This window comes from Paenibacillus montanisoli, assembly GCF_003268025.1.
GTDB classification, from domain to species: Bacteria; Bacillota; Bacilli; order Paenibacillales; family Paenibacillaceae; genus Paenibacillus_Z; species Paenibacillus_Z montanisoli.
Genome location: NZ_QLUW01000002.1, coordinates 709,786 through 722,474 on the forward strand (window position 1 = coordinate 709,786; position 12,689 = coordinate 722,474).

The following is a 12,689-nucleotide window of genomic DNA, read 5'->3' on the forward strand; positions in this document are numbered from 1 at the left end:
AAGGCCGATTTTACAGTCCGCCGTAGCGTCGGCCGCGCCGCTGATATTCACGGACGGCTTCGTAAAAATGCTCTTCGGTAAACTCAGGCCAATAAACGTCTGTAAACCACATCTCGCTATAAGCGAGCTGCCAAAGCATAAAGTTGCTCAGCCGAAGCTCCCCGCTAGTACGGATCAGTAAATCCGGATCCGGGATGCCTGCTGAAAGAAGATGAGCCTCCATCGTGGATTCATCGATATCCGCCGGCGAAAGCTTGCCTTCGCTAACCGCTTGCCCAATATCTCGTACCGCTTCGATCATTTCTTTGCGGCTGCCGTAATTCAAGGCAAAGTTGAGAACCAAACCGTCATTGTTAGCGGTTTGGGCGATTGCCTCTTCGACCGCTTTCAACGTATGGTCCGGCAAATCTCCCTTATGCCCCATCATGCGAACCTGCACGTTATTCTCGATGAGCTCTTTCAGCTCAATGGAGAGAAATTCCTGCGGCAGCTTCATTAGAAATTCCACTTCGGCCTTCGGCCGTTTCCAATTCTCCGTAGAGAAAGCATAGAGCGTCAAATATTTAACCCCAAGCCGGTCCGCAGCCATTGTGATCCGCTTAACCGTCTTCATGCCGGAGTGATGACCGGCCATTCTAGGCAATCCGCGGTTTTTGGCCCATCGGCCGTTGCCGTCCATAATGATGGCAATATGCTTCGGGATGGCTTCCGGATCAAGCGCCGGCGAAGTCGGTTTCGCAGACGCTTTTCCGAATAAAGCCTTTAGTCGCTGTAACACATGCTCGTCCTCCCACGCTAACGTTGATTGATGCAACAAACCCCACCATTCGGAGGGGCCGGAGAGCTTGCATTATACTTCCATGATGTCTTTCTCTTTCGCAGCGAGTACTTTCTCAACCTCTGCGATGAATTTATCCGTTGACTTCTGTACATCGTCTTGATGACGGCGCGACTCATCTTCGGAAAGCTCTGTTTTTTCGAGCTTCTTGATATCGTCGTTCGCATCGCGGCGCACGTTACGAATGGCCACTTTTGCTTCTTCGCCGAATTTCTTCGTCATTTTGACGAGTTCTGTGCGGCGCTCTTCGGTCAGCATCGGAATGTTGATGCGAATGCTAACGCCATCGTTGGAAGGCGTCAAGCCGAGATCCGATTTCAAGATCGCTTTCTCGATCGCAGCTAAGGATGACTTATCCCACGGCTGAATCATGATCGTACGCGAGTCTGGCGTATTGATGTTCGCCAATTGGTTAACCGGCGTCATTGCTCCGTAATATTCAACTTGGACTCGGTCAAGCAGCGCCGGTGTAGCTCGGCCTGCGCGAAGCGTTGCAAGATCGCGTTTCAGGGCGCCGATCGCTTTCTCCATGCGCTCTTCGGCATTTTTTTTGATGGACTGTGGCATTAGCCTGCACTTCCTTTCATCACGATAGTCCCGATCTTCTCGCCAAGCACAACCCGTTTAATATTCCCTTGCTCCGTAATATTGAAGACGACAAGCGGAATATCGTTGTCCATGCAAAGCGACGAAGCCGTGGAATCCATAACACCCAGGTTACGGTTAAGCACTTCCATATACGTCAGCGTTTCAAACTTCTCCGCTGTCGCGTCTTTAAATGGATCTGCGGAATATACGCCATCCACTTTGTTTTTCGCCATTAGAATGACTTCCGCCTCGATTTCGGCTGCGCGCAGTGCTGCTGTAGTATCGGTCGAGAAGAACGGATTGCCTGTGCCTGCCGCAAAAATGACGACGCGCCCTTTTTCAAGGTGACGGATCGCCCGGCGGCGTATGTAAGGCTCAGCGATTTGCTGCATGGCGATCGACGTTTGGACGCGCGTAGGGACATCGATTTGCTCGAGCGCGTCTTGAAGCGCAAGCGAGTTCATTACTGTAGCCAGCATCCCCATGTAGTCCGCCGTAGCACGGTCAATCCCTTTCTCGGATCCAGCGATGCCGCGCCAGATGTTTCCGCCGCCGCACACGATGGCGACCTCTACATTCATTTCCACAACTTCTTTAACTTGCTCTGCAATGGATGAGATCATCGCGGAGTCGATTCCGTAACCATTGTTACCCGAGAGCGATTCGCCGCTCACTTTCAGCACTACACGTTTGTACACGGGACTTTGCAACGTGGGATACCTCCATCTTTAACTTTGTTTAAAGGCCGTATACTGACATACAAAATTAGACCTATTTATAGGAAATAGGCGGGGCGAACGCCCCGCCCCGCTACTTGCGTTCGGATTACAATTTAGCTTGAGACATAACTTCTTGAACGAAGTTGTCTTCTTTTTTCTCAAGGCCTTCGCCAAGCTCGAAGCGAGCGAAACGACGGATAGAAATATTTTCTCCAATTGTGCTGATTTTTTCGTTCAGCAGCGTTTGGATAGTTTTGTCTGGATCTTTGATGAACGCTTGCTCGAGCAAGCAGTATTCTTCGTAGTATTTGCTGATACGGCCTTCAACCATTTTCTCAACGATTTTTTCCGGCTTGCCTTCGTTCAGCGCTTGTGCTTTCAAGATTTCGCGCTCTTTGTTGAGCTCTTCTTGAGAAACTTCGTCGCGGCTTACAAACTTAGGGTTTGCTGCTGCGATTTGCATAGCGATGTCGCGAGCGAACTCGCGGAATTGATCGGTTTTACCTACGAAGTCTGTTTCGCAGTTGATTTCAACCAGAACGCCGATACGGCCGCCGGCGTGGATGTAAGATTCTACTGTACCTTCTGTAGCTACACGGCCTGCTTTGTTCGCTGCAGCCGCCAGACCTTTTTCGCGAAGCAGGTCGACCGCTTTCGCGATGTCGCCGTTTGTTTCGTCAAGCGCTTTTTTGCAATCGAGCATACCTGCGCCTGTTCTTTCACGCAATTCTTTTACTGCACTAGCACTAACTGCCATGATGAAAACCTCCTGAAATGGTTGATTTTGGATCCATACATTCGAAAAAAGGATGGTGAGAGGTTTGCACCTTCTGACCACCCTTTCCAGTCGTATCTTAATTCAATTAAGCCGTTGTTACTTCGCCTTGGCGCGATTCAACGATGGCATCAGCCATTTTCGCCGTCAGCAATTTAACTGCACGGATTGCATCGTCGTTACCTGGGATAACGTAGTCGATTTCGTCCGGATCGCAGTTTGTATCAACGATACCAACGATTGGGATACCAAGTTTGCGAGCTTCAGCAACCGCGATGCGCTCTTTGCGCGGGTCGATGACGAACAGTGCGCTTGGCAGGCCTCTCATGCCTTTGATACCGCCGAGGAATTTCTCAAGACGATCTTTCTCTTTACGGAGAATGATGACTTCTTTCTTAGGAAGAACGTCGAAAGTGCCGTCCTCTTCCCACTTCTCGAGCGTTTTCAGACGATCGATACGTTTTTGGATTGTTGAGAAGTTAGTCAGCGTACCGCCGAGCCAACGTTGGTTGATATAGAAGTTGCCGCAACGCTCTGCTTCTTCTTTAACCGAATCTTGAGCTTGTTTCTTAGTACCTACGAAGAGAATCGTTCCGCCTTCTTCGCCGATCGAACGTACGAAGTTGTAAGCTTCTTCGACTTTCTTAACTGTTTTTTGCAAGTCAATAATGTAAATCCCGTTACGTTCTGTGAAGATATAACGATCCATTTTCGGGTTCCAACGACGTGTTTGGTGACCGAAGTGTACCCCAGCTTCTAGAAGCTGCTTCATGGAAATTACCGCCATCTCTTCAACACCTCCTGTTAAATGGTTTTTAGTGGTTACCTCCGCCAATCGCATCTTTCGTCATCACTTCGACCGGGTCGAAGCACCAATGGCGAAATTAATCGGCGTGTGTTTTTAACACCGTCAATTACTATACCACATCATAATGCACCGTTGCAACCTCGATTGACAGGTTTTGAGACCCGATTCTGGACGAGCCGCCTTATTGACCGGAGGCGGGCATATCCGCTTCGGATGAGTTCGGTTTGCTGGTGATCACGTTACGAACTTGATCCATGGATAACCCGGCTTTAAAAGCAAAATAACCTGCACGTATCTTCGTGTTACGCATCAGGTCGATAAAAGCTTGCTTATCCGAAATAACGCCCTTCGCTTCCAATTGATCCGCCGTCTCCGTAATGTTTGAATTCGGAGGAATCCGCACGACAGTCGATTTTGCGGCTGATTCTTTGTCCTTCTTGGCGGACGCCGCTTCCTTTTGCAGCTGTTGTTGCTGCTTCAGCTCGTCTTCAACCCGCTTGCGCTCATCGGCGACCGCTTTATCCAACTCTTCTTGCGAATAGGCGAGCGGCTCCGAGATGTCTTGAGTAAGCGGATCGGGCACGTTCACCTGTTTCTCGCCAATCAGCATGAGCTGGAGCAGCGCTGCGCCGATCATAATGCCGATTCCGACGCCAAATAGAAAAATCCGTTTATTCATGGCGGGCCGCTTCCTCCTGCTTCGACAGCTGCAAAATCAGCTGTACCTCGCCTTTGTTTCTGCCTAGCTTCTTGGCAATCGCATCGATGGATTTGCCGCTTTGATACAGCTCGAACAGCTCGGCATAACGGTGGCGGATCGACAAGCTTGATTCTTCGGGCACTGCGGGATCAGCCTCGCTGATCGGTTCGATGTTCGATAACGGTTGTACAACAGGCTGCTGGCGCACCGATGCCGCATCATATAGATTCGCTTGGGCAGCCAGAAGCTGCTCAAGCTCGGCGCACCTGTTCTCCAGCTGCTCAATACGCTCATCGCGCTTCTTCGTCTGCAGCTGCGCTTCTCGGGCGGACTTGCTTACCAGATCGGCAAGCTCCCGATTATCCGCTTCCATATTCTCCATAAACTGCTCCAGCGCCGTTTCCATATTACGAACGGTTTGGGTCGAATCGTCCTGCTTGACGCTTGCTGCCCTGCGGGGCAGTATGGCAGCACAGACGACTACGATACCGCCGATGAGCATGATCGTTTGCCATGATTCCATCATTATTCACCTGCAATTTCGTCGCTACATTGAAATATCGATATGCTTTCCTTTATAAGGATGCTTTTGCTGTTCTTGAACTGACTCAGACATAAGGAGCCATGACGATATCGCCTTCGGAATATCGAAACGAGACCCGCTGGGCTGTGTCTTTGACATAACGGATGTACCGGCCGATTACGATCTTAATGCCGCCGTAAACGACGTTCACCGCATCGACTCTTGCGCGGTCCGTGTCTTCAAGCGACCTCTCGATTTCGAGCACGCGGTCCTTAGCTCGAGCGATTTCTTCAATCGTAGCCCGCTTCGTCGAGCTCAGCTTCATGCGCAGCGCCAATTTGTCCTGAGACAGTTGTCCGGCCGCGACTAATTGATCCAACAGATTGAGCGCTTTCTCCGTTTTATCTAGATTGTCCGCAGCCTGCTTGTTCTGCGCCCGAAGCTCCGTCAGCTCCGCTCTTAATTCCGGTCGCACGCCAACTTCGATCGTGGTAGCCGTCGACATCGTGTTGCCGATCGTTCTCGCTACGACCCGATCGCCGGCTTGAACGATGCCGCCGACGATCAACCCTTTCGCACCGCTGCAGATGACGTTCCTTCCCGCGCGCACATGGGAATGCATGATGCTCTGGGAGACGATAACATCCTCGCCGGCCGTTACGTTGCTGTCTTGAATGAAGGAGCTCTTTACATTGCGTGCAGCTTTTATGGATCCTTTATTGCTTGCGAGTATGCCTCCGGTAATTTCAATCGAGCCATCCGATTCCAGTATCGCGCCTTCAACGCCGCCGACAATTCGAATATCGCCGGAAGCTTTTATTTTAAAGCCCGTCAATACGTTGCCGCGAACGACGACCGTACCGACAAAGTCGATGTTGCCGATCTTATAATCGACGTCTCCCTTAACCTCATAGACCGGAAATACGTTGATTTTGCTCTTGTCCGTGAGTGTAATGAGCCCGTCGATCGTAGCGTACAAAGCGGTTTGCTCCGGGTTAAGCACGACATTTTTGCCGATTTTGAAGTAGGCTTCCTTCCCGTTTCGGCAAGCAATCGGCTCGCCGGTTACCGCGATGCCGTCTTTTCCCTGGTTGGCCATGACTCTCTCCGCGATAAGCTGGCCCCGTCTGACGTTCTTTAACTGCGTCACTTCTTTAAAATCGATCTTGCCGTCTTCGAGTTCAACCGGGCGGTACACGCCTTCGTTCATATCATACGAGTACTTGATGTATCCGTCCTCGCCGCTAACCGGCGGCTCGCCTTGCGCGATTACATGCTGGCTGTAAAAATGCGCGCTCGGGCATTGAACGATCTTGCTGAGTATATCGTGCCGGATGCCATGGCGGATGCCGTGACTTTTCAAAAACTCTTCGAGTTGGCTTAGCGTGCACGAAAACTTCTCATCCGCAACATTAAATTGAAGCGTAGCGGTCAGTTTATCTTGGGCAAGCTGAACAACGAGATGCGATTGTAGCGTTTCAGACGTAGTCAATAATGGCCCTCCCATATTGAGTTAATGCTGCATTAATTGATCCTTTTGTTTTTCCAATGCACCCCGTAGTCTCAAAATTGCTTTCGAATGAAGCTGTGAGATCCGCGATGGCGACAACGACATCACTTCGGCGATTTCACTGAGTGACAGTTCTTCGTAATAGAAAAGAGAAACGACGGTTCTTTCTTTTTCGGTTAAACGGTCGATCCCGCGTATGAGCGATTCCTTCAAATAAAATTCATGCACCTTGTAGTCCGGGTTTTTCGCCTTCTCGTCGACCAGCAGGGACAATCTTGTCTCCGACTCTTCCTCGCGGATCGGATCCTCGAGCGAACACACGGTCGTCACGGCAATCTCCTGCTGCATGACGCCAAATTCTTTCTCGGAAACATCTAAATAATGGCTGACTTCCGCATCCGACACTGAGCGCATATACTGCTGCTCGAGCAGCTGGTAGGCCTCCTCGATACGCTTGGCCTTCTCTCGTACCGAACGGGGCACCCAATCGCCCTGGCGGAGTCCATCGATAATGGCTCCCCGAATTCTCCAAGATGCGTACGTTTCGAATTGCAGACCGCGTCTGTAATCGAATTTTTCGATCGCATCGATCAGCCCCATAACCCCGTTGCTTGCAAGATCATCCTTGGACACGTTTTTCGGCAATCCGATGGCCATGCGATTGCTCACATAATCAACCAGCGTTAAATATTGCTCGATTAGCCGTTTCTTTGACTCCATGTCCCCGTCTTCTTTCCACTTCCGCCAAATCTCGATATTAGACAAATGAGGGGCTTTCGGCTCAATCATCGGTTCACCCTCCTGTTAGGTGACGTATTGCTTTTGCCAATTCTTCCGGCTCTCTGTTCTGCGTTGATACTAATTTCGGAGGTTTCAGCGGTTGAAATATCGGTTGTTGGCCTAATTCAAGCACTACGTTTCCATCCATTTGATTTTTAAGCAATTCATTCAATTCATCGCTCTGATCCGGCGTTGCATAGTCGACCGCTTGCCCTTTAGCACTCTCGTCGCTAACCGTCTGCCGATAAGCAGCGGCAGCCGACGTGCGGGGCGTTAAGGTTAATGCCGCAAGAACCCGGAATAGAAAAGCCAGTGCAAAAAAAGCAAGAAATGCGTATAGGCACCGGAGACTGGTAATCGCCAGCCCATTCCTGCCCAGCGAAAAAATAAGCGTAAGCAAACTGCCGCCGACTCCAAGCGTCACATTCCAGCGCCATGACCCAACCATGTTAAATCTCCTTTACTCCTTGCTGCACGCTGCGGATGACAAGCACGCCGCTTGAACTGTTGAATTCAATCGTTCTCCCGTAGTTAGCGCCGGTATCCTCCGCAATGAGAGGAATCGAAAACTGACGCAGCATCTCTTTGCAGGACTCGACATTGCGCGGACCGATCCGCATCGAGTCACTTTTCGAGTTGAAAGCGAACATTTGCGCGCCGCCTGCCATTTTGGCTACGAATCTTCTCGGTTCTGCGCCTGCCTGCTTCATGAGCCCAATCAAATGAGGTAATGACGTATCCGCATATTTGGCGATATTGATCGGAGTCTCTCTTGCGATCTCCGAGGATGGCAGCATCACATGCACCATGCCCGCCACCTTGGAGCGTTCGTCAAACAAAGTCAAGCCAACGCATGAGCCGAGCCCCGTCGTTTTCAAAATTGCGCCGGTCGTCGCAATCTGCATGTCGGCCATGCCCACTTTCACGAAATTTTCCTGCATCATTCGTTAGGCACTCCTAAAGCGCTGAATATTTTATCGAAGGATTCCGGGTCCGGAATAAGGAAGAAATGGCCTGCCAGTTCCTCCCGTCCTTCAAGAAACGTGGTATTGATCAGCAGCGCGGAATCGCCCATTTCACCGTATTGAACAAGTCCGCAGCTCAGAATGGCACCGGCCATGTCCACTGCGATGGCAGGGACGGTCGGTGACAAGCACAATTGCGTGAAATCGGCCAAAGAAGATAAATAGGAGCCTGCCAGGATGTTTCCGATTTCACTCAATGCGGAAAATTCCATTTCGGAATAGCCTGCCTCTTCGGATGGCTCGATGGCAAGCAGGTTGCGCAGCAGTTTTCGGGCCGAATGCTCATCGATGATGAAGAACATGTTCCCTGGGGCATCGCCTTCAACCCGAAGGAAGACGGCGATGACGACCTGCTCAAACCCTCCGACCCGGTCTGCGACTCGTTCAAACGGAATTAAACTGACAGTGGGGACATTCATATCGACAGGCTTGTCCAGAAGCCGGGACAGCGCCGTCGCCGCATTGCCGGCTCCGATGTTCCCGACTTCCTTCAATACATCAAGCTTGAATGCTTCCAGCTTCGCCAATGGATTCACGCGGCTTAAACCTCTTGCTCTTCCAATTGAATGATTTCGTTCTTGTTGAGCACCTCGGAGAGGTTAAGCATGATGAGCAGCCGGCTGCCCCCGATTTTGGCTACACCGCGCAAATATTTGGCTTTAATGCCGCCGACAACCTCCGGGGGCAATTCGATGCTGTCTGTATTGATATCGATGACATCGTTAGCCGAATCGACGATAAAGCCGACCTCCAGATCATTCACCGCAACGATAATAATTCTGGAGCTATCGGTTGCGTCCGACTCCGGCAAGCCGAAGCGGCCTCGAAGATCGATGACGGGAAGAACGACGCCGCGCAGATTGATAACTCCTTTAATGAAGGCAAGCGTCTTGGGAACGCGCGTAATCGGCATCATGCGCTCGATCGTGCGCACCTTATCGACCTCGATTCCGTATTCCTCGTGTGCAAGGCCAAATACGATAACTTTGATTTCCTCAGCCACTCGCAATCCCTCCTTTATTTAATAAGCGCATTAGGATCGACGATCAAAGCAACTTGCCCGTCGCCTAGTATGGTTGCGCCAGAAATAGCTTCAATATTGGTCAAATATGCGCCCAGCGATTTTAAGACGATTTCGCTTTGGCCGATGAATTCGTCCACCGTGAGGGCACCTGTTTTATCGCCCTTGCGGATGACGACGATTTCCGTTTCCTGTTCCTCTTCCTCCAGGAAGGAGTTCGCTTCGAGCACTTGGCTGAGCGAGATGAGCGGGATGAGCGAACCGCGGTAATCGATCATGCGGTTGCCGTGGATCTTCCGGATCTGCTCGCGCGGTATGATGCCCGTCTCCACGATGGAGGAGAGCGGAATGGCGTATTTCTCCGTCCCCAGCTTCACGAGCATCGCTGAAATAATCGATAGCGTAAGCGGCAATTGGATGGAGAATTTCGTGCCCTTTCCTTCCTTGGATTCAACGCTTACATTTCCGCCAATCGAAGCGATTTTGGATTTGACAACGTCAAGCCCAACGCCGCGCCCCGAAATATCGGAAATTTTGTCGGCCGTACTAAAGCCCGGCTCGAAGATGAGCATATTGATTTCGCTGTCTGTCAGCCGTTTCGCCTCATCTGCCGTAACGACGCCGTTCTTGATCGCAATCTGTTTGACCTTCTCACGGTTAATGCCGCTTCCGTCCTCTTCGACCTCGATGAATACATGGTTTCCGCTATGAAATGCGCGAAGATGAACCGTTCCGGTCTCCGGCTTGCCTGCTGCAACTCGGCTGGCGGAAGGCTCGATCCCATGGTCCAGCGAGTTCCGTAGCAGGTGAACAAGCGGATCGCCGATTTCGTCAATGACGGTGCGGTCAAGCTCCGTGTCCGCTCCTGAAATAATGAGCTCGACTTTCTTGTCAAGCGTCTTGGCGAGGTCGCGGACCATCCGAGGGAACCGGTTAAATACCGATTCGATCGGCACCATTCTCAGCTTCAGCACGATATTTTGCAAATCGCCGCTGACGCGGGTCATATGCTCAACGGTCTCGGTTAAGTCGTTGCGGCGAATTTCCGCAGCCAGCTGTTCAAGCCGAACGCGATCGATCAGCAGCTCGCTGAACAGGTTCATCAACGCGTCGAGCCGCTTGATATCGACGCGGATCGTACGCGTAACGCTGCCGCCGGCTGCTTGTGCAGGCGCTGCAGGCACAGGCGCCGGCGCTAGGGCTGATGCTGCTGCCGTTTGCGATTGGGCAGCGTTAACTTCAGCTTGCGCCGCCAGCGGGCTTGCCGAAGCAACCGATGCTCCTTGCGCTGCCGAACCGCCCAGCTGCAGCAGCGATTCGCGGTCAAGCTTCGTAATGACGGCCGCTTCGATTTCGGATACCGATTCGATGCCTTGACGCAGCTCCTCTTCCGAGATGCCGGCTATCGTAAAAACAGTGAATGAGCGGTCGAACTTCTCTTGCTCGATCTCTTGGACGCTTGGCGCAGATGTGACAATCTCGCCGCTTCGTTCCAAGAAGTCGAACACCATGTAAGCGCGGGCTGCTTTCAAAATGCAGTCTTCGCGGACGGTTACGACGACGTGGTAGACGGACAGGCCGGCATCGATGGATTGAAGCATAATCGAGCTCTGAAAATCATCTAGCCCAGCACCTTCGATCGATGATCCGAATGCGGCCGCTTCGCTGGCTGCTGCTTTGTTCGTGTAGTCGCCCTTCACGATAGCCTGTAAGGATGCGACGATCGGGGTCACCTCCGCCTTGCCGGTTCCTCCGCCGATGATATCCTGTACCATCGATTCAAGCGCATCCAGCCCTTTGAACAGCGTATCGAAAATGAAATGGTCCATCTTGAGCTTATTGTTGCGGACTAGATCAAGCACATTTTCCATTTCATGGGTGAGCGATGCGAGGTCTTCGAAGCCCATGGTCGCAGACATGCCCTTTAATGTATGGGCGGACCGGAATATCACTTGCACGATGCCGATATCTTCCGGCGCGCCTTCCAGCTTCAACAGATTTTCGTTTAAGGCTTGCAGATGATCCTTGGATTCATCGATGAACATTGATAGATAGGCATTCATATCCATTTCCATGCACCTCCTGTATAAATGGCAGCAATACAATTATGTAGGCCTCACTTTCGAACGGCGCTAGTAATGGCCGCTGCAATTTGGCGAAGGGGCATAACCGATTTGGCGACCCCCGCTTCAACTGCGGAACGCGGCATGCCATACACGATGCACGATTCTTCGGCTTCGGCAATCGCGCTCTCTGCTCCGCTATCGATAAGAGCTTTCATTCCCTTAACCCCGTCGCTTCCCATGCCGGTCATGATTACCGCATGTCTGCGCAGCTCCGGGTATGCGGCGCAAGATTCGAACATCGTGTCGACGGACGGCCGATGACCGGCGCGCGGCGCTTCCTCCGACAATTTAATCGCGTACCCGCCGCTGTCCTTGGCTAGTTCCATATGGTAGCCGCCGGGAGCGATGTACACGACTCCGGCTTGCACTCGCTCGCCATGCGAAGCTTCCGTCACATGCAAGGAGCTGAAGGAGTCCAAACGCTGCGCTAGCGAACGTGTGAATTTGGGCGGCATGTGCTGTACGACCAGCACCGGAGCCGGGAAATCGGACGGAAGCGTCGTGATGACTTCATGGAGGGCGCGCGGCCCGCCAGTCGATGTACCGATTGCGACCAAATGCTTGAACGTTCTGTTCGTGCCTGGCTTGTTCGGTTTAACCGACCGTCCCGCCGCATCAGCCTCGACTTTGAAATCGGCAACAGGAAGTTTTGGCTCCGTTTCCCGCTTCTTCGCAGCATGCTTGTCCGCTTTGGAAAGGGCTGCTGCAGCCGGCTTCAACGGCTTCTCCACTGCATCGGCTATAGGACTAAGCGGCGCTTCAAAGCCGATCTTCTGCTTTGTTGTCGGCGGCGCAACCGACTGACTTGGCGCAGGTAACGGCTGTACAGGCTGAAACAAGCAGGAATGGCGTTTGGTCAAGACGGCGATCCGAAGCTTCTCGAGCAGCTGCTCGCCGACCATGTGAATATCGGGCGATTGAGGGCCCGATGGTTTGCGGATGAAGTCGAAAGCGCCGGTTTGCAACGCCCTGATCGTTTCTCTCATCCCGTCATCGCTAATGCTAGAGAGCATAATGATCGGTACCGGATGGATCCTCATAATGCGCTCAAGCGCCTCGAGTCCGTTCAATTCGGGCATTTCCAGATCCATCGTGATGACGTCCGGCTTCAGAGCGCGAACAGCTTCGACCGCTTCGCGGCCGTTGTCCGCGGTCGCGATAATTTCGAACTGAGGATCCATCGCAATCAGATCACAAAGAATTTTCCGCATGAATGCGGAGTCATCGACAACCAAAACGCGAGCAGTAGAATGCAAAGGCGCGACACCTCGTTTTC

General features: G+C 52.0%; 15 protein-coding genes. All 15 read right to left on the minus strand.

Annotation, left to right across the window (positions count from 1 at the left end):
* Window positions 1-10: 10 nt before the first annotated feature.
* Window positions 11-778 carry an isoprenyl transferase gene (locus DL346_RS12540; RefSeq protein WP_112882451.1) on the minus strand — a complete coding sequence of 256 codons (768 nt, stop codon included), beginning with the start codon at window positions 776-778 and terminating at the stop codon, window positions 11-13.
* A 72-nt stretch (window positions 779-850) separates the two neighbouring features.
* Window positions 851-1,405: a ribosome recycling factor gene (gene frr, locus DL346_RS12545; RefSeq protein WP_112882452.1), complete on the minus strand. Its 555-nt coding sequence runs from the start codon at window positions 1,403-1,405 to the stop codon at window positions 851-853.
* Complete coding sequence (gene pyrH / locus DL346_RS12550) at window positions 1,405-2,136, minus strand: UMP kinase (protein ID WP_112882453.1); 732 nt, start codon at window positions 2,134-2,136, stop codon at window positions 1,405-1,407. Before pyrH ends, frr begins: the two co-directional genes overlap by 1 nt.
* 115 nt (window positions 2,137-2,251) lie before the next feature.
* Window positions 2,252-2,902: a translation elongation factor Ts gene (gene tsf, locus DL346_RS12555; protein WP_112882454.1), complete on the minus strand. Its 651-nt coding sequence runs from the start codon at window positions 2,900-2,902 to the stop codon at window positions 2,252-2,254.
* 106 nt (window positions 2,903-3,008) lie between these two features.
* The gene (gene rpsB, locus DL346_RS12560) at window positions 3,009-3,707 is read right to left on the minus strand and encodes a 30S ribosomal protein S2 (protein WP_112882455.1); all 699 of its coding nucleotides are present in this window, start codon (window positions 3,705-3,707) and stop codon (window positions 3,009-3,011) included.
* A gap of 202 nt (window positions 3,708-3,909) precedes the next feature.
* Window positions 3,910-4,407: an endolytic transglycosylase MltG gene (locus DL346_RS12565; RefSeq protein WP_112882456.1), complete on the minus strand. Its 498-nt coding sequence runs from the start codon at window positions 4,405-4,407 to the stop codon at window positions 3,910-3,912.
* Window positions 4,400-4,954 (minus strand): hypothetical protein, encoded by a 555-nt coding sequence (locus DL346_RS12570; protein WP_133257530.1) that lies wholly within the window; start codon window positions 4,952-4,954, stop codon window positions 4,400-4,402. The genes DL346_RS12565 and DL346_RS12570 overlap by 8 nt, the downstream gene beginning before the upstream one ends.
* Before the next feature lie 82 nt (window positions 4,955-5,036).
* Complete coding sequence (locus tag DL346_RS12575) at window positions 5,037-6,443, minus strand: DUF342 domain-containing protein (protein ID WP_240633148.1); 1,407 nt, start codon at window positions 6,441-6,443, stop codon at window positions 5,037-5,039.
* Between the two features lie 21 nt (window positions 6,444-6,464).
* Window positions 6,465-7,250 (minus strand): FliA/WhiG family RNA polymerase sigma factor, encoded by a 786-nt coding sequence (locus tag DL346_RS12580; RefSeq protein WP_112882459.1) that lies wholly within the window; start codon window positions 7,248-7,250, stop codon window positions 6,465-6,467.
* A 4-nt stretch (window positions 7,251-7,254) separates the two neighbouring features.
* On the minus strand, window positions 7,255-7,689 hold the full coding sequence (locus DL346_RS12585) for a hypothetical protein (protein ID WP_112882460.1): 435 nt from the start codon (window positions 7,687-7,689) through the stop codon (window positions 7,255-7,257).
* Between the two features lies 1 nt (window position 7,690).
* Entirely contained in the window at window positions 7,691-8,185 is a 495-nt protein-coding gene (locus DL346_RS12590) for a chemotaxis protein CheD (RefSeq protein ID WP_112882461.1), read from the minus strand.
* Entirely contained in the window at window positions 8,182-8,802 is a 621-nt protein-coding gene (locus tag DL346_RS12595) for a chemotaxis protein CheC (RefSeq protein ID WP_112882462.1), read from the minus strand. The genes DL346_RS12590 and DL346_RS12595 overlap by 4 nt, the downstream gene beginning before the upstream one ends.
* 5 nt (window positions 8,803-8,807) lie before the next feature.
* Window positions 8,808-9,269: a chemotaxis protein CheW gene (locus tag DL346_RS12600; protein ID WP_112882463.1), complete on the minus strand. Its 462-nt coding sequence runs from the start codon at window positions 9,267-9,269 to the stop codon at window positions 8,808-8,810.
* 14 nt (window positions 9,270-9,283) lie between these two features.
* Window positions 9,284-11,356, minus strand: a complete 2,073-nt coding sequence (locus DL346_RS12605) for a chemotaxis protein CheA (protein WP_112882464.1) — start codon at window positions 11,354-11,356, stop codon at window positions 9,284-9,286.
* Between the two features lie 47 nt (window positions 11,357-11,403).
* On the minus strand, window positions 11,404-12,669 hold the full coding sequence (locus tag DL346_RS12610; protein WP_276311544.1) for a protein-glutamate methylesterase/protein-glutamine glutaminase: 1,266 nt from the start codon (window positions 12,667-12,669) through the stop codon (window positions 11,404-11,406).
* Between the last annotated feature and the right edge of the window lie 20 nt (window positions 12,670-12,689).

Coding starts and splice junctions, on each gene's coding strand:
- rpsB (WP_112882455.1), bottom strand. CDS start 3,707: ATGGCGGTAATTTCCATGAAGCAGCTTCTAGAAGCTGGGGTACACTTC.
- DL346_RS12585 (WP_112882460.1), bottom strand. CDS start 7,689: ATGGTTGGGTCATGGCGCTGGAATGTGACGCTTGGAGTCGGCGGCAGT.
- DL346_RS12565 (WP_112882456.1), bottom strand. CDS start 4,407: ATGAATAAACGGATTTTTCTATTTGGCGTCGGAATCGGCATTATGATC.
- tsf (WP_112882454.1), bottom strand. CDS start 2,902: ATGGCAGTTAGTGCTAGTGCAGTAAAAGAATTGCGTGAAAGAACAGGC.
- DL346_RS12570 (WP_133257530.1), bottom strand. CDS start 4,954: ATGATGGAATCATGGCAAACGATCATGCTCATCGGCGGTATCGTAGTC.
- DL346_RS12580 (WP_112882459.1), bottom strand. CDS start 7,250: ATGATTGAGCCGAAAGCCCCTCATTTGTCTAATATCGAGATTTGGCGG.
- frr (WP_112882452.1), bottom strand. CDS start 1,405: ATGCCACAGTCCATCAAAAAAAATGCCGAAGAGCGCATGGAGAAAGCG.
- DL346_RS12590 (WP_112882461.1), bottom strand. CDS start 8,185: ATGATGCAGGAAAATTTCGTGAAAGTGGGCATGGCCGACATGCAGATT.
- DL346_RS12605 (WP_112882464.1), bottom strand. CDS start 11,356: ATGGATATGAATGCCTATCTATCAATGTTCATCGATGAATCCAAGGAT.